This is a genomic window from Acidiphilium sp. (assembly GCF_049977125.1).
Classification (GTDB): domain Bacteria; phylum Pseudomonadota; class Alphaproteobacteria; order Acetobacterales; family Acetobacteraceae; genus Acidiphilium.
The window spans coordinates 1-22388 of the sequence record NZ_JBMFGY010000030.1 but is presented as its reverse complement, the minus strand read 5'-3'; the positions used below and the strand labels follow the sequence as shown (position 1 = coordinate 22388).

General features: G+C 64.8%; 20 protein-coding genes and 2 tRNA genes. 13 read left to right on the top strand and 9 right to left on the bottom strand.

Annotated elements, in window-relative coordinates; translation table 11 throughout:
- The coding region (putA, locus tag ACP5E6_RS07120) for a bifunctional proline dehydrogenase/L-glutamate gamma-semialdehyde dehydrogenase PutA (protein WP_427953249.1) at positions 1-2822 on the top strand (2822 nt) is incomplete at its 5' end.
- Between the two features lie 21 nt (positions 2823-2843).
- Here putA and alaS read toward each other — a convergent pair.
- The 6 genes from alaS to ACP5E6_RS07090 form a co-directional block, all read right to left on the bottom strand.
- Positions 2844-5480, bottom strand: coding sequence for an alanine--tRNA ligase (gene alaS / locus ACP5E6_RS07115; RefSeq protein ID WP_427953247.1), 2637 nt, complete (start codon positions 5478-5480; stop codon positions 2844-2846).
- 154 nt (positions 5481-5634) lie between these two features.
- The gene (gene recA / locus ACP5E6_RS07110; protein ID WP_427953245.1) at positions 5635-6675 is read right to left on the bottom strand and encodes a recombinase RecA; all 1041 of its coding nucleotides are present in this window, start codon (positions 6673-6675) and stop codon (positions 5635-5637) included.
- 259 nt (positions 6676-6934) lie between these two features.
- Positions 6935-8002, bottom strand: coding sequence for an aldose epimerase family protein (locus ACP5E6_RS07105; RefSeq protein WP_427953243.1), 1068 nt, complete (start codon positions 8000-8002; stop codon positions 6935-6937).
- Between the two features lie 10 nt (positions 8003-8012).
- Positions 8013-9641: an acyl-CoA dehydrogenase family protein gene (locus ACP5E6_RS07100; protein ID WP_427953241.1), complete on the bottom strand. Its 1629-nt coding sequence runs from the start codon at positions 9639-9641 to the stop codon at positions 8013-8015.
- Positions 9642-9693: 52 nt separating this feature from the next.
- A complete protein-coding gene (locus ACP5E6_RS07095; protein ID WP_427953239.1) occupies positions 9694-11124 on the bottom strand; it encodes an aldehyde dehydrogenase family protein in 1431 nt (476 codons plus the stop codon).
- Positions 11125-11300: 176 nt separating this feature from the next.
- A complete protein-coding gene (locus ACP5E6_RS07090) occupies positions 11301-12404 on the bottom strand; it encodes a hypothetical protein (RefSeq protein WP_427953237.1) in 1104 nt (367 codons plus the stop codon).
- Between the two features lie 174 nt (positions 12405-12578).
- On the opposite strand from ACP5E6_RS07090, the gene ACP5E6_RS07085 reads away from it, so the two are divergent.
- Together ACP5E6_RS07085 and ACP5E6_RS07080 are read left to right on the top strand one after the other, a co-directional pair.
- Complete coding sequence (locus ACP5E6_RS07085; protein WP_427953235.1) at positions 12579-12878, top strand: AbrB/MazE/SpoVT family DNA-binding domain-containing protein; 300 nt, start codon at positions 12579-12581, stop codon at positions 12876-12878.
- Positions 12875-13255, top strand: coding sequence for a type II toxin-antitoxin system VapC family toxin (locus ACP5E6_RS07080; RefSeq protein ID WP_427953233.1), 381 nt, complete (start codon positions 12875-12877; stop codon positions 13253-13255). Before ACP5E6_RS07085 ends, ACP5E6_RS07080 begins: the two co-directional genes overlap by 4 nt.
- A gap of 69 nt (positions 13256-13324) precedes the next feature.
- Here ACP5E6_RS07080 and ACP5E6_RS07075 read toward each other — a convergent pair whose 3' ends face one another.
- Positions 13325-13510 carry a hypothetical protein gene (locus tag ACP5E6_RS07075; RefSeq protein WP_427953231.1) on the bottom strand — a complete coding sequence of 62 codons (186 nt, stop codon included), beginning with the start codon at positions 13508-13510 and terminating at the stop codon, positions 13325-13327.
- On the opposite strand from ACP5E6_RS07075, the gene ACP5E6_RS07070 reads away from it, so the two are divergent.
- The 5 genes from ACP5E6_RS07070 to ACP5E6_RS07050 all read left to right on the top strand — a co-directional run bounded on the left by ACP5E6_RS07070 (position 13496) and on the right by ACP5E6_RS07050 (position 15451).
- Positions 13496-13569: transfer RNA gene (locus tag ACP5E6_RS07070), tRNA-Gly, on the top strand. The two genes, ACP5E6_RS07075 and ACP5E6_RS07070, sit on opposite strands and share 15 nt — an antisense overlap.
- A 97-nt stretch (positions 13570-13666) precedes the next feature.
- A tRNA-Trp gene (locus ACP5E6_RS07065) sits at positions 13667-13743 on the top strand.
- 52 nt (positions 13744-13795) lie between these two features.
- Entirely contained in the window at positions 13796-13999 is a 204-nt protein-coding gene (secE, locus tag ACP5E6_RS07060) for a preprotein translocase subunit SecE (RefSeq protein ID WP_405055231.1), read from the top strand.
- 5 nt (positions 14000-14004) lie between these two features.
- Entirely contained in the window at positions 14005-14535 is a 531-nt protein-coding gene (gene nusG, locus ACP5E6_RS07055) for a transcription termination/antitermination protein NusG (RefSeq protein WP_427953228.1), read from the top strand.
- 4 nt (positions 14536-14539) lie between these two features.
- Positions 14540-15451, top strand: coding sequence for an alpha/beta fold hydrolase (locus tag ACP5E6_RS07050; RefSeq protein ID WP_427953226.1), 912 nt, complete (start codon positions 14540-14542; stop codon positions 15449-15451).
- On the opposite strand, the gene ACP5E6_RS07045 is transcribed toward ACP5E6_RS07050, so the two are convergent.
- Positions 15442-15867 (bottom strand): MaoC family dehydratase, encoded by a 426-nt coding sequence (locus tag ACP5E6_RS07045; RefSeq protein WP_427953224.1) that lies wholly within the window; start codon positions 15865-15867, stop codon positions 15442-15444. The two genes, ACP5E6_RS07050 and ACP5E6_RS07045, sit on opposite strands and share 10 nt — an antisense overlap.
- A 130-nt stretch (positions 15868-15997) precedes the next feature.
- Here ACP5E6_RS07045 and galU point away from each other — a divergent pair, with 130 nt between their 5' ends.
- Both galU and pgmG read left to right on the top strand, forming a co-directional pair.
- Entirely contained in the window at positions 15998-16876 is an 879-nt protein-coding gene (gene galU, locus ACP5E6_RS07040) for a UTP--glucose-1-phosphate uridylyltransferase GalU (protein WP_427953222.1), read from the top strand.
- Positions 16869-18287 carry a phosphoglucomutase/phosphomannomutase PgmG gene (gene pgmG, locus ACP5E6_RS07035; protein WP_427953220.1) on the top strand — a complete coding sequence of 473 codons (1419 nt, stop codon included), beginning with the start codon at positions 16869-16871 and terminating at the stop codon, positions 18285-18287. Before galU ends, pgmG begins: the two co-directional genes overlap by 8 nt.
- 113 nt (positions 18288-18400) lie before the next feature.
- On the opposite strand, the gene ACP5E6_RS07030 is transcribed toward pgmG, so the two are convergent.
- Positions 18401-19396 (bottom strand): FliM/FliN family flagellar motor switch protein, encoded by a 996-nt coding sequence (locus tag ACP5E6_RS07030; RefSeq protein WP_427953218.1) that lies wholly within the window; start codon positions 19394-19396, stop codon positions 18401-18403.
- 269 nt (positions 19397-19665) lie between these two features.
- Between ACP5E6_RS07030 and ACP5E6_RS07025 the strand changes: the two genes are divergently transcribed.
- The 3 genes from ACP5E6_RS07025 to ACP5E6_RS07015 are packed head-to-tail and all read left to right on the top strand — an operon-like array spanning position 19666 to position 22287.
- Positions 19666-20541: an ABC transporter permease gene (locus ACP5E6_RS07025; protein ID WP_427953216.1), complete on the top strand. Its 876-nt coding sequence runs from the start codon at positions 19666-19668 to the stop codon at positions 20539-20541.
- 15 nt (positions 20542-20556) lie between these two features.
- Positions 20557-21552, top strand: coding sequence for an ABC transporter substrate-binding protein (locus ACP5E6_RS07020; RefSeq protein ID WP_427953214.1), 996 nt, complete (start codon positions 20557-20559; stop codon positions 21550-21552).
- 6 nt (positions 21553-21558) lie between these two features.
- A complete protein-coding gene (locus ACP5E6_RS07015) occupies positions 21559-22287 on the top strand; it encodes an ABC transporter ATP-binding protein (RefSeq protein WP_427953212.1) in 729 nt (242 codons plus the stop codon).
- The last annotated feature ends 101 nt before the right edge of the window (positions 22288-22388 follow it).

The following is a 22388-nucleotide window of genomic DNA, read 5'->3' as shown; positions in this document are numbered from 1 at the left end:
GCGCGGCGGCGCGCGGGCAGGGTCTGTATGAAAGGCCGGGCATCTCGGTCAAGCTGTCAGCGCTGCATCCGCGCTACAGCCGGGCACAGCGCGGGCGGGTGATGGCGGAGCTGGCGCCGCGGCTGACCGCCTTGGCGCAGCTGGCGCGGCGGTATGACATCGGGATGAATATCGATGCCGAGGAGGCCGACCGGCTGGATCTGTCGCTCGATCTGCTCGAGGGGCTTTGCTTCGAGCCGGGTCTGGCCGGGTGGCACGGCATCGGGTTCGTGGTGCAGGCGTATCAGAAACGGGCGCCGCTCGTGATCGACCATCTGATCGATCTGGGCCGGCGGAGCGGGCATCGGCTGATGGTGCGGCTGGTCAAGGGCGCGTATTGGGATTCGGAAATCAAACGCGCGCAGCTCGAGGGTCTGGAGGATTTTCCGGTTTATACGCGCAAAATCCATACCGATGTCGCCTATCTCGCCTGCGCGCGCAGGATGCTGGGGGCGCCGGGTGAGATTTTTCCGCAATTCGCGACCCATAATGCGCTGACGCTGGCGAGTATCCTTGCCCTGGCCGGATCGCCGTTCGAGATCGGGCGCTACGAGTTCCAATGCCTGCACGGCATGGGCGAGGCGTTGTACGACGAGGTGGTAGGGCCGCAGAAACTCAATGTGCCGTGCCGGATCTATGCGCCGGTGGGCACGCATCAGACGCTGCTCGCCTACCTGGTGCGGCGACTGCTCGAAAATGGCGCCAACACGTCCTTCGTCAACAAGTTGGCCGACCACAAGGTGCCGGTCGAACAATTGCTGGCCGATCCGGTGGCCGAGGCGCGGCGGATCGTGCCGCTCGGGGCGCCGCACGACAAAATCGCTGCGCCAGGCGCGATCTTTGGCGCCGGACGGCGCAATGCGGCGGGGTTGGATCTGTCGAACGAGCAGCGCCTGGCATCGCTGTCATCGGCGCTGCTGGCGGGGCTCGCGGTATCGTGGCGGGCCGAGCCGGACGCGGCGCAACCCGAGGACCCGGCGATGCCGATCGTCAATCCGGCCGATCTCGCCGATGAGGTCGGGATGGTGGTGGAGTCGAGCGACGCCGCCATCGAGGCCGCATGGGTTGCGGCGGGCGAGGCCGCGCCGATCTGGCAGGCGACGCCGCCGTCCGAACGCGCGCAATGCCTGATGCGCGCGGCCGATCTGCTCGAACAGCGGATGCCGGGACTGATCGGGCTGATCGTGCGCGAAGCCGGAAAAACCATCCAGACCGCGATCGGCGAGGTGCGGGAGGCGGTGGATTTTCTGCGCTACTACGCGGCGGAAATCACCGCGACGTTCGATAACGCGACGCATCGGCCCCTCGGAATCGTGGTGGCGATCAGCCCGTGGAATTTTCCGCTGGCGATTTTCACCGGGCAGGTCGCCGCGGCGCTGGCGGCGGGCAACGCCGTGCTGGCGAAACCGGCTGAGGAAACGCCGCTGATCGCGGCTGAGGCGGTGCGCGTGCTGCGCGAGGCCGGGGTGCCGGCCGGGGCGGTGGCGCTGGTGCCGGGCGATGGTCGCGTCGGGGCGGCGCTGGTGGCGGATGCGCGGGGGCGTGGGGTGATGTTCACCGGATCGACCCCGGTGGCGCGCTCGATCCAGGCGACATTGGCGCAACGGCTCGATCCCGCCGGCAGGCCGGTGCCACTGATCGCGGAAACCGGCGGGCAGAACGCGATGCTGGTGGATTCCTCGGCACTGCTGGAGCAGGCGGTCGGCGATATCGTTGCGTCGGCCTTCGATTCCGCCGGGCAACGCTGTTCGGCGCTGCGGATACTTCTGGTCCAGGATGACATCGCCGATGCGTTGATCGCGATGCTGAAGGGGGCGATGGCGGAACTCGCGGTCGGCAATCCCGATCATCTCGCGAGCGACATCGGGCCGGTGATCAGCCAGGCCGCGCGCGCCACCATCACATCCCATATCGCGGCGATGGCGAAGCGCGGGTTTGACCCGGTCGCGGCACCATTGCCGGGCGATGCCGATGCGGGATGGTTCGTCGCACCGACGATGATCGAAATTCCCGATCCCGCCGTCCTTGCCGGCGAGGTATTCGGGCCGGTGCTGCATGTGGTGCGCTTCGCCGCGCGTGACCGGGACCGGATGATCGATGCGGTGAATGCGCTCGGCTACGGCCTGACCTTCGGCGTTCACAGCCGGATCGACGAGACCATCGCGCTGGTGTCGGAGCGGATCGTCGCGGGGAATATCTATGTCAACCGCAACATGATCGGCGCGGTGGTCGGCGTGCAGCCGTTCGGGGGCCGTGGCCTGTCGGGGACCGGGCCGAAGGCGGGCGGGCCGCTGTATCTGCGGCGGTTGCTGGCCATGCGTCCGGCGTTTGAACCGATGACCGGATCGCTTGAGCTAACCGGGCCGGTCGGCGAGCAGAACATCTATCGGTTGCAACCGCGCGGCACCGTGTTGTGCCACGCGGCGAACGCGGCGGCGGCCGGGCGGCAGATCGCGGCCTGCGCGGCGAGCGGCAACCGCGCGCTTGTGGTCTGCCCGGAACCCATCGAGCCGCCGCTGACGATCGCCGCCATGATCCGCCCGGCCGATCCAGCGCAGCCGCTCGCCGAGGCGTTCGATGCCGTGCTGTTCGACGGCGATTCCCAGACCCTGAGCGCGCTGCTGCGGGATCTGGCGCAGCGCGAGGGGCCGATCGTGCCGGTTTTTGTCGCTGGCACCGAGATCGGCGGCGACTATCCGCTTGAGTTCCTGAGCGCGGAGCGGTCGGTGAGTGTCAATACCGCCGCCGCCGGGGGCAATGCGAGCCTGATGACGATCGGATAACGCCGATCCTGACCCCGCGTGTCAGGCGGCCAGCGCCGCGCGAACGGCATCGAGCGCCGCGTCGGCCTGGGCCGCGTCGGGACCGCCGGCCTGTGCCATGTCCGGGCGGCCGCCACCGCCTTTGCCGCCGACCGCTTCGGCGGCGGCGCGCACCAGGGTGACGGCATTATGGGTCTTGCTCAGATCATCTGACACCCCGACCACGATACTGGCCTTGCCGTCAGCGGTGGAGACCAGGGCGACGACGCCGGGCCCCATGGTTTTCAGGATGGAATCGGCCAGGGATTTCAGCTCGCGCGGCGCAACGTCGCCGAGGTTGCGGGCGGCGAGCCTGATGCCGGCGATGTCTTCGATGGCGGCTTCGGTGGCGCCGGTGGCGAGTTTGCGCTGCAATTCGCTGATCTGGCGTTCGAGGCGTTTGCGCTCGTCGAGCAGTGCCGTGATCCGGGCGGGGACTTCGGACGGCGGCGCCTTGAGCGCGGCGGCCGATTCGGCCAGAAGATCGGCCTCGGCTTCGATCGCGGCGATCGCGGCGCTGCCGGTGACGGCCTCGATGCGGCGGATGCCGGCGGCGACCCCTGATTCGGCGAGGATGCGGAAGGCGCCGATATCGCCGGTGCGGCTGACATGGGTGCCACCGCAAAGCTCGATCGAATAGGCGGATTTGCGGTCATCGCCGCGGCCCATCGCGACGACCCTGACCTCATCGCCGTATTTTTCGCCAAACAGCGCCATGGCGCCGCGCTTGACCGCTTCCTCGGGCGTCATCACGCGGGTCTCGACCTTGGTGTTCTCGCGGATGCGGGCGTTGACCGCGCGTTCGACGTCGCGGAGTTCGGCTTGCGTGACCGGGCGGGGTTGCGCGATGTCGAAGCGCAGCCGGTCCGGCGCGTTGAGGCTGCCTTTCTGGGTCACATGCGGGCCGAGTTCCTGGCGCAGGGCCTCGTGCAGGAGATGGGTCGCCGAGTGATGCGCGCGGATGGCGCCGCGGCGGGCGTGATCGACCGTGGCGTGGATGGTCTGGCCAACGGTCAGCGTGCCGGAGTCGATGACGCCGTGATGCACGAAGAGATCGCCGGTTTTTTTCTGGGTGTCGGTGATGCGGATGAGCAGGCCATCGGCGGTGAGGGTGCCGGTGTCGCCGACCTGACCGCCGGATTCGGCATAGAACGGCGTCTGGTTGAGAATGATGGCAACGTTCTGGCCGGCGGTCGCGCGGTGCACCGGCCGACCCTCGACCACGAGGCCGGTGACCGTCGCGTCGGAATCCTCCATGGAATAGCCAAGGAATTCCGTGGCGCCGAGGCGTTCCTTGAGGTCGAACCAGATGGTTTCGGTCGCGGCATCGCCGCTGCCGGCCCAGGCGGCGCGGGCGCGGGCGCGTTGCTCGGCCATCGCGGCATCGAACCCGGCGCGATCGAGGCTGCGCCCCTGTTCGCGCAACGCATCCTCGGTGAGGTCGAGCGGGAAGCCGAATGTGTCGTAGAGTTTGAAGGCGACCGAACCGGCAAGCGGCGTGCCGCCGCCGAGGCGGGCGACCTCGTCGTCGAGCAGCGAGAGGCCGCGTTCAAGCATGACGGCAAATCGGGCCTCCTCGAGTTTGAGGATTTCAACGATCAGGGCCTCGGCGCGGGGCAGCTCGGGGTAGGCGACGCCCATCTGGCGGATCAGGGCGGGAACCAGGCGATGGATGAACGGTTCGCGCATGCCGAGGCGGTGCGCGTGGCGCATGGCGCGGCGCATGATCCGGCGCAGCACATAGCCGCGACCTTCGTTGGACGGCAGCACGCCATCGGCAATGATGAAGGCGGTGGCGCGGAGATGATCGGCGATGACGCGATGGCTGGTTTTGTGAGGCCCGTCGGGCTCGGTGTTGGAGGCTTCGGCGGAGGCGATGATCAGGGCGCGCAGCGTATCGGTGTCGTAATTGTCGTGCTTGCCCTGCATGATGGCGGCGAAGCGTTCGAGGCCCATGCCGGTATCGATCGAGGGGCGGGGCAGCGGGGTGAGGGTTTTGTCGGCATCCTCGAAATACTGCATGAACACGAGGTTCCAGATTTCGATGAAGCGGTCGCCATTTTCATCGGGGCTGCCCGGTGGTCCGCCGGCGATGTGGTCGCCGTGATCGTAGAAAATCTCCGACGAGGGGCCGCACGGCCCGACATCGGCCATCCGCCAGAAATTATCGTCGGTCTTGATACGAATGATCCGCTCATCCGGCAGACCGGCGATGGTCCGCCAGAGTGAGGCGGCCTCGTCATCATTGTGATACACGGTGACCAGAAGGCGATCCTTCGGCAGTCCGAAATCGCGGGTCAGCAACGTCCAGGCATGAGTGATCGCCTGGTCCTTGAAATAGTCGCCGAACGAGAAATTGCCCAGCATCTCGAAGAACGTATGATGCCGCGCGGTGTAGCCGACATTGTCGAGATCGTTGTGCTTGCCGCCCGCGCGCACACATTTCTGGGCCGAGGTCGCGCGCACATAGCCGCGCTTCTCCTGTCCGGTGAACAGGTTCTTGAACGGGACCATGCCGGAATTGACGAACATCAGGGTCGGGTCGTTGCGCGGCACCAGAGGCGCGCTTGGCACCACCTCATGGTGGTTGCGGGCAAAATAATCGAGGAACGTGGCGCGGATGTCGTTGCTGGAGGTCATGGAGCGGCGGTCAATCCCTGAAAAAACAGCGTGTCCCTCCGGCATACCGCTTCATGGCATCGCTGTCATCTTTCGGTGCGAGATGCGATCATGACCTCAGCCCAGCATCCAGCGCCCATCACCCGGCGCCCATCACCCAGCGCCGGGGGCGGCGCTATTCCGCCGCCTCGGCCACTTCGGTATCGGAAGGGGCCACCATCATCGATTTCTCGACCACCGCCGCCTGATCCCGGATGCGCTTTTCGATCGCGGCCGCCATGTCGGGGTGATCGCGCAGAAATTGCTTGGCGTTCTCGCGACCCTGACCGACGCGGACGCTATCATAGCTGAACCAGGCGCCGGATTTCTCGACGATTCCGGCCTTCACGCCGAGGTCGATCAACTCGCCGACTTTGGAGATGCCTTCGCCATACATGATGTCGAATTCCACCTGGCGGAACGGCGGGGCGAGTTTGTTTTTCACCACTTTGACCCGGGTCTGGTTGCCGGTGACCTCCTCACGATCCTTGATCGCGCCGATCCGGCGAATTTCCAGCCGGATCGAGGCATAGAATTTCAAGGCGTTGCCACCGGTGGTGGTCTCCGGATTGCCGAACATGACGCCGATCTTCAGGCGGATCTGGTTGAGGAAGATCATCATGGTCTTCGAGCGCGAGATCGAACCGGTCAGTTTGCGCAACGCCTGGCTCATCAGGCGGGCGTGCAGACCGACGTGACTGTCGCCCATTTCACCCTCGAGTTCGGCGCGGGGGACGAGGGCGGCGACACTGTCGATCACCAACACGTCGATCGCGCCGGAGCGGACCAGCGTGTCCGCGATCTCCAGCCCCTGTTCGCCGGTGTCGGGTTGCGAGATCAGCAGATTATCGACATCGACACCAAGTTTGCGGGCATAGATCGGGTCGAGCGCGTGTTCCGCGTCGATGAAGGCGCAGGTGCCGCCGCGTTTCTGCGCCTCGGCGATCGCATGGAGCGCGAGGGTGGTCTTGCCGGAGGATTCCGGGCCATAGATCTCGATCACGCGGCCGCGGGGAAACCCGCCGATGCCCAGCGCCAGATCCAGTCCGAGCGAACCCGAGGGCACGACGTCGACCCCCTCATTGCCCGGCCGCGCGCCCATTCGCATGATCGAGCCTTTGCCGAACGCACGCTCGATCTGCACCAGGGCAGCGTCGAGAGCCTTGTTTTTTTCCATCGGTCAACTCCTCATGCGTGTGGGGCGCAACTTAAACGCGAATTCACTGTAGTCGCTGCCGTGCGACTCGTCGAGTATGAGTTTTGCATGAAGAGAACAGAACAGCAACGCGTCTGGTAAGGATTTATTAACTATTTGTTCCCGCCATGTTCCTGCCGCACACCCGCGCCGGTGGGACAGGCGATTTTATCGCCCCCGGCTGACGCCGATTTTATTATCTTCGGCTGACGCCGACGGGTTAGCCTCAAGCGATCCTGCGTCAGGGCGCAAGGCCAAACCGCCAGATCGTCGTTGATCGGAAGTCCTGGCCGGGGTCGAGCCGGGTGGAGGGAAAATGCGGCCGGTTCGGGGCATCCGGGAAATGCTGGGTTTCGAACGCCATGCCGTCACCGGCCTGGATCAGGGCGCCGTTCGCGCCTTGTATCGTGCCGTCGAGTTTGTTGCCGGTGTAGAACTGCACGGCGGGTTGCGTGGTTTCGATCGTCAGCGTCCGGCCGGACACCGGGTCGGTCAGCCGCGCGGCCACGCCCAGCGCGCCTGCTTCGTGCTCGAGCACGAAGCAATGATCGTAGCCGCCGGCGAGTTTCAGCTGTTCGAAATCGGCGCCGATCCGTGCGCGCGGGGTATGCGCCGTGCGGAAATCCATCGGCGTGCCAGCGACCGGCTGCAAAATTCCGGTCGGGATCTGGGCCGCATCGGTCGGCAGAAACGACGCCGCCGGAATGATCACCTCATGATCCAGCGCGCTGCCCGACCCCGCCAGATTGAAATAGGTGTGGTTGGACACGTTGAGCACGGTCGGCCGCCCTTCGACCCGTGCCGTGTAATCGATGCGGAACGCCTGGTCATCGCCCAGACGATAGGTGACCTCGACCGTCAGGGTCCCGGGAAACCCGTTGTCGCCGTCGGCACTGACCAACCGCAGCGTTACCGCCGATGCCGTGGCGTCGACGATCGTCCACACGCGATGGGCAAAATTGGGCGTCGGCCCGATTTTCGGACCGCCATGCAGCGTGTTCGCCCCATTATTCGCCGGCAGATGAAACACATGGCCATCGAGCGTGAAGGCCGCGCCGGCGATCCGGTTGGCGTAGCGTCCGAGCAGGGCGCCGAAATACGAGCTTTTCGTCTGATAATCGGCGATCGTGGCGCAGCCGAGCACAACGTTGCCCGCCACCCCGGCGCGGTCCGGCACCATCACATCGGTGATCACCCCGCCGTAGTCGAGCACGCCCACGCTGAGGCCGTGCGCATTGCGCAGCACGATCCGGCGCACCATCGCCCCGGCGGAGGTGGTGCCGTAGGTGGCAATCTCGGCATTGGTCATCGATCACTCCTCAGTCGGTCGGCACGATCGCAGCGCGGCGCAGGACATCATCGAGCGGCACATCGGGCGGCAGCGCGCCGTACGCAAGGGCAGGCGCGGCGATCCGCGCGCGAATGAACCCCTCCGCGACCGCCGGTGCGTGGGTGATCAGCAGGGCGGCGCTCAGCGCGAGCGCCATCTGCTCGACCAGCCATCGCGCCTGCGCCTCAGCGAAATGCGGCGACTCCAGCGCGGTGTCGATCGCCGAAATCAGCCGATCCAGCCTTGCATCGATCCCGCGCGCCGGCGCCAGCATCGCCATCAGGGCGGCGCCTGCCGCCGGCGTCCGCGCCAGCGCGCGCAGCACATCGAGGCAGATGACATTACCCGCCCCCTCCCACACCCCGTTCAGCGGCGCCTCGCGATAGAGCCGCGCGATCGGATTGTCCTCGACGAAACCGTTGCCGCCATGGCATTCCAGCGCTTCGGCGACCAAAGCGGGGGCGCGTTTGCAGTTCCAGTATTTCGCGACCGGCACAATCACCCGCGCCAGCGCGGCCTCGCCCTCGTCGGTCGGTGCGGCGTCCACCGCCGCCGCCGCCCGCATCGCCAGCCACATCGCCGCCTCGGCATCGAACGCCATATCCGCCAGCACCGCCCGCATCACGGGTTGATCGATCAGCGCCCGCTGAAACGCCCGCCGCCGCGTGGCATGGAATACCGCCAGCGACGTCGCATGCCGCATCAGCGCGGCGGCACCGAGGGCGCATTCCAGCCGGGTCAGATGCGCCATCTCGATGATCGTCGCGATGCCGCGCCCCGCCTCGCCGATCATCACGGCGTCCAGATCATCGAATTCGACCTCGGAGGACGCGTTCGACCGATTGCCGCATTTGTCCTTCAGCCGCTGGATCCTGATCCCGTTGCGGGATCCATCGTCACGCCAACCCTGGGCGAGAAAGCAGCTCACGCCCGCATCGGTGCGCGCGAGGGTGAGAAACAGATCGCTCGCGGGCACCGAGAAAAACCATTTATGCCCGGTCAGCGCCCAATGCGCGCCCCGACGGCGGGCGGTGGTCTGGGTCTGGCGCAAATCCGAACCCCCCTGTTTTTCGGTCATTGCCATGCCGACGGTGAGGGCTGATTTCTGATCGGGCGGCAGTGGCCGCGGATCATACCCCGCCGCCAGGATGCCATCGCGAAACCGCGCCAGACTCGCCGGCGCGTGGCGCAATGCCGCGATCGAGGCATAGGTCATCGCCTGCGGGCAGCATACGCCGGGCTCACCCTGACCCCAGAGATAGGCGACCGCCGCCCGCGCCACCTGCGCGCCCGGCCGCGCCGCGGTCCAGGCCAGGGCGTGGTAGCCATCGGCCCTGACCGATCCCATCAACTCATGCCACGCAGGGTGATAGGCGATCTCGTCGATCCGGTAGCCGAACCGGTCGAAACTGCGCAGCTCCGGCCCATAGCGGTTGGCGTCGCGCGCGAGATCGCGCAGATGCGGGGTGCCGATGCGCGCCCCACAGACATGCAGTTGCGGCGCCGCCCATCCGGCGCCGAAGGCGGCCACCGCCGCGCTCAGCGCCGCATCGCCCCCGAACGCGTCATAGGGCGGTGGCTCGCCCGCCTGGTTGAAGACCTCGTGCGTGCTGGTCATTCACCGTTTATAACCCGATCGGTGCCGCCTGTCGCCCGGCGGCACCATGCGCTCAGGCCGCCGCGTAGCCGACGATGCCCTTGATTTCAAGAAACTCCTCCAACCCCCACTGGCCCCATTCGCGGCCGTTGCCGGATTGCTTGTAGCCGCCGAACGGCGCGTTCAGATCGCCAGGCGGATAGTTGATATACACATTGCCGCTGCGCATCCGCGCCGCCACCGCCTGCGCGCGTTTGCGATCACCCGATTGCACGTAGGAGGCCAGTCCATAGACCGTCGCATTCGCCTCAGCGATCGCGTCCTCGTCATCCTTGTAGGTCATGATTGCCAGCACCGGCCCGAAAATCTCCTCGCGCGCGATCCGCATGGCGGGCGTGACATCGGCAAACACCGTCGGGCGCACGTAATAGCCGCGGTTCAACCCATCCGGCCGTCCGAGACCACCGGCCACCAGAGTCGCCCCCTCCTCGATGCCGGACTGGATCAGCCCCTGGATCTTGTCGTACTGCACCTGGCTGACCACCGGCCCGAGCACCGTGCCCTCGGCATCCGGCGCGCCGACCTTCTGCGTCGCGGCGGCGGCCTTGGCATAGGCGATCGCCTGATCCTTCAGTTTTTCCGGCACCAGCATCCGGGTCGGCGCATTGCATGACTGACCGGAGTTCTGGAAGCAATCCACCACGCCCTTGGTCACCGCCCGCTCCAGATCGACATCGTCGAGCAGGATATTGGCCGATTTGCCGCCGAGTTCCTGATGCACCCGCTTGATCGTCTCCGCCGCCGCCTTCGCGATCAGAATCCCCGCCCGCGCCGAACCGGTGAACGAGATCATATCGACATCGGGGTGGCTCGACAGCGCCTGACCCACTCCTGGCCCATCGCCGTTGACCAGATTGAACACGCCCTTCGGCACGCCCGCCGCATCCATGATCTCGGCAAAAATGATCGCATCCATCGGCGCGATTTCCGAGGGTTTCAGCACCATGGTGCAGCCCGCCGCGATCGCGGGACACACTTTGCAGGTGATCTGGTTGATCGGCCAGTTCCACGGCGTGATCATCCCGACCACCCCGATCGGCTCCTTGGCGATCAGCGTGGTCCCCTGCATCGTCTCGAACGCGAAGCCTTCGAGCACCTTGATCATCTGGCTGATATGCCCGACCCCGATCGCCGCCTGCGCCTGCATCGCCAGGGCCTTTGGAGCACCCATTTCGCGCGAGATCGCGTCGGCGACATCGTTGTAGCGCGCCTTGTAGGCATCTAGAATCCGCTTGAGCAGATCGATCCGCTCCTGCCGGCTGGTCCGGCTGAAACGCTCGAACGCTCGCCGTGCGGCGGCTACCGCCTTATCGACATCCGCCTTGGAGCCGAGCGAGATCTCGGCATAGGCCTCCTCGGTCGCCGGATCGATCACCGGGAAGCGATGCGGCGTCACCGGATCGACCCAGGCGCCATCGATATAGAATTGCAGTTCGTGCGACATGATGATCCTCATCGGTTTCTGGTTGATCGGGAGATGATGCTGTCATGGTCGGGTTGCAAGCCGGGCGTCAGTTCCGGCTCTGTGTCGTCCTGGAGCGTCATGCTTTCAGCTTAACGCTCCAGCTCTATGTTTTTTCGAGCTATTTCATGCGATTATGTTGCCGCTGTCGCGTCAACTTAATCGCATATCGCTCTAAACAGCGGCGGGCGAACACGCCGGATCACGGCCAGGCCCAGCACCGGCCCGAGCAGGAGAATCAGGCTCGCCGGCTCCGGCACGTTGGTTGCGAGTGTGCTGGTATCGATCACATCGAGGTTGACGAGGTTGGAGACATAGCGCCCGCCGGCGGCATCGCCCGGCACCACCAGCCGGGCGAACCCGTCGGCGCCACCGCTGCCAAGCTGGCCGGCGGTATCGGCATAGGCGACCAGATCAGGCTGGTTGCCGAATGCGGGGTCGATCTCGCCCATCGAAAACACCGCCGCGTAGCCATCGCTGCCGGTGGCGACCACGATGTCGTTCAGGATATCATTTTTCGGCGTACTCTGAGTTACCAAACCGAGACCATTGATCAAGGTCCAGAGCGATACGCCGGTGTAAGTGTCGGTCACCGGGGTTTTGCCTGCCAGATAGGTCGCGGTTTCCGTCGTGGCGGCCATGGCTTGCAGATTTGCGAGGGAAAACGCCGCCGGGGTGCGGATCGCGCCGGTCACGGTCAGCGATGACGACACGCCGCCAGCACCCGATACCGGAATGGTCGGGGCGGACTGAACCTGGATACTGGCGATATTCGAAACATACCGCCCACCGGCGGCATCGCCCGGCACCACCAGCCGCGCGAACCCGTCGTCACCGTTCGTGCCAAGCTGGCCCGCGGTATCGGCATCGGCGATCAGATCGGTCTGATTGCCGAATTTCGGATCGATCTCGCCGAGCGACACCGCGGCGCTGTAGCCGTCGCTGCCCTTGACGATGACATAATCGCGCAGCGCATCGTTCTTGATCGCCGGATCGGTGATGACGCCACCGGCCGCGCTCAGGAGGGTCCAGAGAGTCGGACCGGTATAGGTATCGGTCACTGGACCGCTTGCAGCCCGGTAGGTCGCCGTTTTCGTGGTCCCCGGCAGGGCGTTCAGCGTCGTTCGGGTATAAACGCCCGGTGTCGCGATGAGGCCCGACAGGCTGAACTGAGTCGTCGCGCCGGCCGAGGCAACCGGTGCCAGTCCGCAGCTCGTGGCGACAATCGCGCCGGCCAGAGCGATCAGGCGGGATGGAGTCATGGGAGGTCCTTTCAAGGTGATGGCCGATGATCAAGCGATATGGTCAAACAACTATAACGAATAGCGCTAACCCGGTCCGTTGTTAAGATCGCCGCTCAGATCCGGCCAAAACCAGATCGGCCTTGCCCCGCCCCGGAAACCCACTCATCTTACCCACCCATCGGAAACCTTGAAATGACAAGTGCCGAAGCCCCGATCACCACCGTCTCGACCAAGGGCCAGGTGATCCTGCCCAAACCGGTGCGCGATCATCAGCACTGGTCGCCCGGCACGCGTCTGACCGTCGAAATCACACCCGATGGCGTCCTGCTGAAGGCGGCACCGCATTTCGCCGCCACCGTGCCTGCGGAGGTTTATGGCATGCTGCCCAAGCCGGCCGCGCCGAAAACCCTGAACGACATGCGCGCGGGCATCGCCGCCGAAGCGCGGCGCCGTCACGCCCGCGCCGCCGGGATGTCTGATGAGAGCAATTGATACCAAGTATCCTCATCCGCTACCTGACCGCCGACCATCCGATCCAATCGCCGAAAGCGCGCAAGCTCATCGAAAACGGACCGGTCTTCGTCGCAACCACGGTCCTGCTCGAAGCGGAATGGGTCCTGCGCGGTGTCTATGCCTATGCCCCGGACAGCGTCATCGAGGCGCTGACGCGCTTTGCCGGCCTCCCGACCGTGCGCCTGCAAGACCCGAAACTGGCCGCGAAAGCCTTGCGCTGGACGCGTCATGGCCTCGAATTCGCCGATGCGTTGCATCTCTCGACCACCGAGGGCTGCACCGGCTTCGTCAGTTTCGACCGCAACCTGGTCAGGCTGGCACAGGGTCTGCACGAGATTGCCGTTGAGACCCCATAGTATCCGCCAGAAATCTGCTGACCGGCAAATCCCCTGAGCCACGCCCGCCCGATCAGCAGAGGCGTGATTTCACATCGCCCAGCGCCACAGAATCAAAGCCCCATCTTCGGCATCCTCGCGCGATCCCGGCTCTTCCGCAGGGAACTCAATCGAATTCCGGGCACCAACCGGCAGCATGATCCCCGCATCGCAACCTCGCCCATTGAAGCCGACCAGCCGCCGCTTTATACGGGTCCTGTCGCGGGTGTAGCTCAACGGTAGAGTCCCAGCCTTCCAAGCTGGTTGTGCGGGTTCGATTCCCGTCACCCGCTCCAGCGTCCGGCCTTCATTCAGGGGGCAGCCCTTGACATCGGAGCCCGCACGTTGTGCAAGCCAGCGGACGCGTGCTGTCCGCAAGCGACCTGTCACTGCAGGGGTGTAGCTCAATTGGCTAGAGCGCCGGTCTCCAAAACCGGAGGCTGTGGGTTCGAGACCCTCCACCCCTGCCAACCGGTCTTTCTGGACCGGCACGCAGCACGATATTTTTAGGCAATCTGGAGCATGACGGCATTGGCGTTCAACCCGGCGAAGTTCTTGCGCGACGTGCGCATCGAAGCCTCCAAGACCACATGGCCGGGGCGGCGTGAAACCCTCGTCACCACCGGCGTGGTGCTCGCGATGGTGGCACTCACCATCGTGTTCTTTCTGGTGGTCGATCAGGTGATCGGTCTGGGTATGCGCACATTGTTCGGCGTGGGGGGTTAAGCATCGTGGCGAAACGCTGGTATGTTCTGCATGTCTATTCCGGGTTCGAGAAGAAGATCGCAACCCAGATCACCGAAACCGCCGCCCAGAAGGGCCTGTCCGACGACATCGAGCAGGTGCTGGTCCCGACCGAGGAGGTGGTGGAAATCCGCCGCGCCCAGAAGGTCAACGCCGAACGCAAATTCTTCCCCGGCTACGTCCTGATCAAAATGGAAATGAGCGACGATGCCTGGCATCTGGTGCGCGACATTCCGAAAGTGACCGGCTTCCTCGGCACCAAAATCCGCCCGACCCCGATCTCGGATGCCGAGGCCGAGCGCATGATGCGCCAGGTCCAGGAAGGTGCCGAAACCCGCCGCCCCGCCGTGGTGTTCGAAATCGGCGAACAGGTCCGCGTGGCCGACGGCCCGTTCACCAGCTTCAACGGCACGATCGAGGATGTCGACGAGGAACGCGGCCGGGTGAAGGTCTCGGTCTCGATCTTCGGCCGCTCCACCCCGGTCGAACTCGAATACGCGCAGGTCGAAAAAGTCTGATCCCGTGCCCGCCGCGATCGAGACGATCCGTGTCGCGGCGAATGATCTGGTGTTTTCGGTCGATACATGCGGCACCGGGCGCAACCTCGCTGTGTGCCTGCACGGCTTCCCCGAGTGCAAATTCTCCTGGCGATATCAACTCCCGATGCTGGCCGCGCTCGGCTACACCGCCTGGGCGCCCGATCTGCGCGGCTACGGGGCCAGTTCGCGCCCGGCCGGCATCGCCGCCTACCGGATCTCCGAATTGCTCCGCGACGTCGCCGGCCTGATCGATGCCGCCCGCGCTGCGGGCATCGACGGCGAAATTGTCCTGATCGGCCACGATTGGGGTGGTGCGCTCGGCTGGTTCTTCGTGCTCAACGCCATCCGCCCGATCGACCGTTTCATCGTGATGAACCTGCCCCACCCGGATCTTTTCGCGCGCGGCCTGCGCACGACGCGGCAATTGCGCCGTTCATGGTACATCTTCTGGTTCCAGCTGCCCTGGCTGCCCGAGCGCATCCTCGCCGCCGACGATGCCGCCTGGATCGCCCGCGCCTTCCGCGGCATGGCGGTCGATAAATCGCGTTTCCCCGATGATGTGCTGGCGGTCTACCGCGCCAACGCCCTGATCCCCGGTGCGCTGACCGCGATGATCAACTGGTATCGCGCCAATTTCCGCAACCCGTTCCGCCGCCTCGCCCCCGCCAAGCGCCTGAAGGTGCCGACCCTGATGCTTTGGGGCGAGCGCGACTCGGCGCTGGGCAAGGAATTGACCGAGGGTACGGCGGCGCTGGTCGATGATTTCACCCAGTATAATCTGCCGGATGTGTCGCATTGGGTGCAACAGGAGGCGCCCGAAGCCGTCAACGCCCTGATGACGGCATGGCTGCGCCGCCCGCTCCCTGCCGGCGCTCCGCCGATCGGTCAGGGCTGATCGAGCAACACGCCCTTGCTGGTGGCCTCGACCGCGACAATACCGGAATCGGCGAGGGTCAGGGTGCCGACGCTGGTCGCGATACGACCGAGTCCCTCCTTGTATGCGATGTCGGTGACGACCCAGCGGATGATCGTGCGCGCCCCCATCGGCACGCCGCGGCGAAACCGGAAGCTGAACTCGAGGCCGAGGGTTGGGCCCAGTTTCGAGAAATAGGCCGCGGTCAGGCCCATCATGCGCGCCGTGGTTTCGGTGCCGCTGACGATCAACCCGCCGAAGCGCGAGGCGGCGGCGGTGGGCTCATCGTGATGGATCGGGTTGGTGTCGCCGACCAGGCGGGCGAATGCCTGTGAAGCTTCGGTTTCGAAGACGTGCTCGACCTCGAAACTGGTGCCGGTTCTGACTATCTCGTCCATGCGGGGTGGTTTCCTTGTCACGCGTTCTTGTCCGGCGTCGCACGCCGTGGCACTGAGCAGGGGTTAGGTGCCATAAGGACAGAATTACGTCCATTCCAGGCCGGGTATTTTAAGTTTCGGGGGAACTTCATTGTCGATCAAACCTTTACGCAAAGCGGTGCTGCCGGTCGCGGGCCTTGGCACCCGATTTCTGCCCGCGACCAAGGCGATCCCGAAGGAAATGCTTCCCGTGGTCGACAAGCCGCTGATCCAATACGCGATCGATGAGGCGCGCGCCGCCGGAATCGAACAATTCTGCATGGTCACCGGCCGCGGCAAGACCGCCCTGATCGATCATTTCGACATCGCCTTCGAACTCGAAGCGACGTTGTCCGAGCGCGGCAGAACCGAGGCCTTGGGCATGCTGCGCTCCGAGGCGATGGAACCGGGCTCGATCGTCACGGTCCGCCAGCAGGTGCCGCTCGGCCTGGGCCATGCCATCTGGTGCGCCCGCGCCTTCATCGGTGACGACCCGTTCGCGATCATCCTGCCCGACGATCTGGTGCTGAGTGATAAGCCCTGCCTCAGCCAGCTGGCCGATGCCTACCGGGAGACCGGGGGCAACGTGGTCGCCGTGGAAGAGGTGCCGATGGAGCAGGTGCATCGCTACGGTGTGCTGAAAACCGGCGAAACCCACGGCAATCTGGTCGAGGTGCTCGGCCTGGTCGAAAAACCCCGCCGTGAACTCGCCCCCTCCAACCTGTCGATCATCGGGCGCTATGTCCTGCTGCCGGAGGTGATCGCGCTGCTGGCGCGGATGGAGCGCGGCGCCGGCAATGAGGTGCAGCTGACCGACGCCATGGCCAAAATGATCGGCCACGCGCCGTTCTTCGGTTTGAAATTCGAGGGCCGCCGGTTCGATTGCGGCGACAAGATCGGGTATCTCGAGGCCCAGATTGCATTCGGCCTCGCCCGCCCCGATCTCAGCCCGGCGATCCGGCAGTTTCTGAAGGCGTATACCGATGCATGACACGACCGGTTTTTCACATCTTTTCCCTGCCAGCACGCTGCGGGAATACGACATTCGCGGCATCGTCGGCGAAAGCCTGCATGAGGCGGACGCATTCGCGATCGGGCGGACCTTCGGCTCGATCATCGCGCGCCAGGGCGGCACGCGCGTCGCGGTCGGGCGGGACGGCAGACTGTCCTCGCCGGCACTCTCCTCGGTGCTGATCGATGGGTTGATGGCGAGCGGCATCGATGTGATCGACATCGGCTGCGGACCGACGCCGATGCTCTATTTCGCCGCAACCGTGGAGGCGACGGATGGCGCGGTGATGGTGACCGGCAGCCATAACCCGGCGAATTACAACGGCTTCAAGATGATGCAGGGGCGCAAGCCATTTTTCGGCGGCCAGATCCTCGAGCTCGGCCGGCTCGCCGCGGCGGGAGACGTGGTGGCGCCGGCGACGGGAACGGTCACTCCGCTCGATGTCAGCGCCGCCTATATCAAGCGCCTGCTCCAGGATTGGGGCGGCGGCGACCGCGCGCTGAGCGTTGTGTGGGATTCCGGCAATGGCGCCGCCGGTGACATCCTGCTCCGACTGGTCAAGGCGTTGCCCGGCAAGCATACCGTGCTGAACGCGGCGATCGATGGCCGGTTCCCCGCCCATCACCCGGACCCGACGGTGCCGAAGAATCTGGAGCAACTGATCGCCGCCGTGCGCAAACAGGGGGCCGATCTCGGCATCGCCTTCGACGGCGACGCCGACCGGATCGGCATCGTCGATGATACCGGCGAGATCCTGTTCGGCGATCAGTTTCTGATCCTGCTTGCGCGCGACGTGCTGGAAGCCCATCCGGGAGCGACGATCATCGCCGACGTCAAGGCCAGCCAGGTGCTGTTCGACGAAATTGCCGAGGCCGGTGGCATACCGTTGATGTGGAAGACCGGACATTCGTTGATCAAGTCGAAAATGGCGGAAACCGGCGCGCCGCTCGCCGGTGAAATGTCCGGCCATATTTTTTTCGCCGACAAATGGTACGGGTTCGACGATGCGCTCTACGCCGCGATCAGGGTGATGAATGCGATGATCCATAGCGGTGAGAGCATGTCGACGTTCCGCAAGAGCTTGCCACAAGTGCTCAATACGCCGGAATTACGCTTCGATTGCGCGGAGTCCCGCAAATTCGCGGTGGTCGAGGAAGTGGCCGACCGCTTGCGCGCGGATGGTGCCACCGTCTCCGACACCGATGGTGTCAGGGTCAACACCGAGGATGGCTGGTGGTTGTTGCGCGCCTCGAACACCCAGGCCGTTCTGGTCGCGCGGGCGGAAGCCTCGAGCGAGGCCGGTCTGACCCGGCTGAAGGCGGCGTTGGCGTCGCAATTGGCGGCCTCAGGCCTGGCCCCGGATTTTTCCGGGAGCAACGATGGGCATTGAGATCGTATGACGCCGCACTGGCGCCGCAACCGCCTTTCGGCAGCCCGAGCGGTCCGTTCGATCGGGTCCATTCAGCGCTTCCCGGCCGCGGCGGTGTGCGAGCCGCGTCGCTGTCATTGATCGCGCGTCGCCGGGTCGACCTTGTGGTCGATCTCGGCGGCGATCCGGCCGTTGCGAACGCCGAGCTGCGCCGAGAACAGCACCACATCGCCGCATCGCAGCGCAACCGGTGATCCTTTCGGGCTTCCCAGCGGCATGATGTCACCCTCCCTGAGGTTCATCACGGCGCTCAGTTTCAGGGTCTGTTGATCGAGCAGGGCTTCCAGTTCGATATCGGTGTGCCAGAGTTCCTCGGCCAGGTGGGCTTCCCAGATCGAATCCCGGCCAAATTTTTCGCCCATGAATTGCTGCAACAGCAATTCGCGCACCGGTTCGATCGTGGCATAGGGCAGAATAATGCCGATCGCACCGGTACGGTTTGCGGTGGTCAGGCTGATCCGGGCGGTCAGGGCGGCGCCGGCGTTGCGCCCGACGGCGGCAAAACGCGGATCGGTTTCGGTGCGCTCCAACTCGAACGAAACCGCGCAGATCGGCGCGAAGCTCACGGTCAGATCATGCAGTACCAGGCGGATCAATCGCTCGGTCAGGTTGCGTTCGATCGAGGTCAGCGGTCGCAGCACCCGTGGCTGTCCCGGCGCGACGCCGCGGCCACCGAGCAGAATCTCGGTGAGATTGTAGATCGTGTCGTAATCGATCACCATCACGCCGAGATTGTCCCACTCCCGGGCGCGAAACACCGCCAGAAGGGAGGCCGACCCGATGGTCGGGAAACTGTCGGCCAGGCGCTGCGATGCGAGATCGGCCAGATGCACATCGACATTGTCCTGAAACAGGTTGCGCAAACTTCCGCCCATGATGCGGGCGAGACGCTCGAACACGATTTCCGCCATCGGCAGACGTTCGTAACTGACCGCCTTGCCGTGGATCAGGCGGTTGAGTGCCGGCGGTTCCGGTTCAGCCGCCTCACCGACACTCTTGGCACCGAATATCATGTCGATTTCGCCCTGCGCGAGCAGGGGTTCGACCTCGTCGGTACTGCTACCCGTCATTCCACGCTCACTCCTGCTATCCGCACCGTTCACCGATCACGCGACCCTGGATCTTGTCGCACAGATTAGTTAACAACCGGTTTGCATCACCGGCATCGTTGCTGTGGTTCATTCATCGACAACAACCGGCGGGCCGTGATCAATCTTCTTGTGTCAGGTGACGCCTTGCGCGATAAAGCGGCAGGGGTCGCGTTGTGGATCGATCGACCGGCCACGTCGCGTATTTTTTAAGCAGGGAAACAAGCCGATCCGATGATCACGCAAGCTTAATGCCGCCTCCTGACGACATCGGCCCGCCGATCACCGCGCTCGACCTTTCGGCTGAACCGCTGGCCGGTCTCACCCCTGATGAACCCTCGTCTGAGCCTTACCTCGGCTGGCGTCATGTCGGGCGCTTCACCACCCTGATCGCGGTGATCGGCGCGCTGGTGATGTGGCAGGTCGTCAGTGTGTTGCATGTGTTTCCACCGATCGCCCTGCCATCGCCGGTCGCGGTTTGGCGCGCGTTCATCCGCCTGCTCGCGCAGGGTTATGGCGGCAATTCCCTGTTCGATGATATTTGGGTCAGCTCGGCGCGCATTGCGGTCGGGTTTGTCGCCGCGATCGGGCTCGGCGTGCCGATCGGGCTGTTGATGGCGCGCAATGCGGTCATCTTTCGGTTGATCGATCCGTTTCTGCAATTCGCCCGGCCGGTGCCGCCGCTGGCCTATATTCCGCTGCTGGTGGTCTGGTTCGGCATTGGTGAGTTGCCGAAGGTGCTGCTCATTTTGTTCGGGACCATTCCGGTCATCATCATCGGCACGATTTCGGGGGTGAAGGCGACGCCGCCGCTGCGAATCGCGGTAGCGCGGACGCTGGGGGCGACCGAGGCGCAGATTTTTCGCCATGTGATCCTGCCATCGGCGCTGCCGGAGATTTTCACCGCCATGCGGGTCGGCATCGGTGTCGCATGGACCTGCCTGGTCGCCGCCGAATTGATCGCGGCCGATCAGGGGCTCGGCTGGCTCGTGCAATATGCCGGACAGGCGTTGCAGGTTTCGATTGTCATCGTCGGGATCATCGTGATCGGGCTGCTCGGTTATGCGATGGAACTGATCATTCGCCTGCTCGAACGCCGGGCGGTGCCCTGGCGCGGCCATAACTGACCAATGGAGATCATGATGCGCAAAACCGCTCTTGCCGTGCTGCTGCTGACGACTGCCTTCGCGGGCCCGGCTTGGGCGAAGCCGAGCGTGGTGATCGGGTATGAGAACAACGGCGCCGATCCGTGGATGGTGAGCCAGGCGCGGCATTTGTTCCAGAAGACGATGCCGGCGGATGTGCAGCTCAAATTTTTCGACTCCGGACCGGCGGCGATGAGTGCGCTTGCGTCGAACTCGTTGCAGTTCATGTGCGGGCTCGGGGTGCCACCCTTCGTCGCCGCGGTGTCGCAGGGCGTGCCGCTCGGCATTATTTACAATCAGGAACGCTACACGACGGCGGCGGGGATCGTGGTGCGGCCGGGGAGCGGGATTATGAGTCTCGCGGATCTGAAGGGGAAGAAGATCGCGATCGTCGAAGGGTCGCAATCGTCGTTCGAGCTCGCGACATTCCTGCAACAGGCCGGGGTGCCCTTCGATGCGGTGCGTCAGTTGAACATGTCGCCGCCGGAAATGCGGGTCGCCTGGACCACCAAAAGTATCGATGCCGCGATCGTGTGGGACCCGGTGTTCGATGCGTTGCGCGGGATGGGCGGGACAGTGTTGAAGACCGATGCCGATCTGCCGCCCGACGCCTCGTCGTATAATGTCTGCATCGCGGATACCCAGTGGGCCAAGGCGCATCCGAAGCTGGTGGTGGATTTCATCCGCGCGCTGAATGAGGGGGTGGTGTTCACCCGGACGCATCCGCAGCAGGCGCTGGCGCTGATGGCCAGGCAGGCCGGAATCAGCGACAAAGTGGCGAAGACCGAGCTCGCCGGGTACCAGATTTTTTCGGCCAAGGATCAGACGACGGCGCGGGTGCTCGGCACGGCGAAGACGGTCGGGACATCGGCGACGACGAAGACGATCGAGAATACCGCGAAAGTGCTGCTCAAGATCGGCCGGATCGACAAGATGCCCGCCGATGCGGCGGCGGCGGTGCTGCCACAATATGCCGAGGCGGCGACGCGCTGAACGCTGATGGCGATCACGCTCGATCGGGTGGCGCGGGATTTCGGGGCGATCCGCGCGCTCGACGAGATCAGCCTGACGATTGCGGACGGGACGTTCGTGACGGTGCTCGGTGCTTCGGGCTGCGGTAAATCGACGTTGCTCAATCTGATCGCCGGGCTGGATATGCCGACGTCCGGCCGGCTGAGCATCGATGGGGTGGCGATCACGAAACCGGGGCCGGATCGGGTCGTGGTGTTTCAGCAGCCGGGGCTGTATCCGTGGTTGAGCCTGCGGGAGAATGTCGCGTTCGGGCAGCGGTTGCGCGGGACGATCGACTGGCCGCGGATCGATGAGGTGATCGGGATCGTCGGGCTGGGTGGGTTCGAGGCGCATCGGCCCTATGAATTGTCGGGCGGGATGCAACAGCGGGCGGCGCTGGCGCGGGCGCTGGTGATGAACCCCAAGGTTCTGCTGATGGACGAGCCGTTCGCGGCGCTCGATGCGCAAACACGGCACCGGATGCAGGATTTTCTGCTCGAATTATGGGGGCGGATCGGCACGACGGTTGTTTTCATCACCCATGACATCGACGAGGCGCTGATGCTGGGCGACCGGTTGATCGTGATGCAGGCGCGGCCGGGGCGGATTGCGATCGACCGGCCGATTCCGCTGGCGCGGCCACGCCATTGGGACATGGTTCTGGACCCTGGGTTCGTGGCGCTCAAACGGGCGGTGATGGGGATTCTCGCGGCGTAAGATCGGCCGGTGATGAGGGGGCGCATGGTTTGGTGATTGTTGTTGCGATAACGTAACGATTTGGGCGTGCGAAAGCACTGGCCGCCGGTCAGCGATTTTTG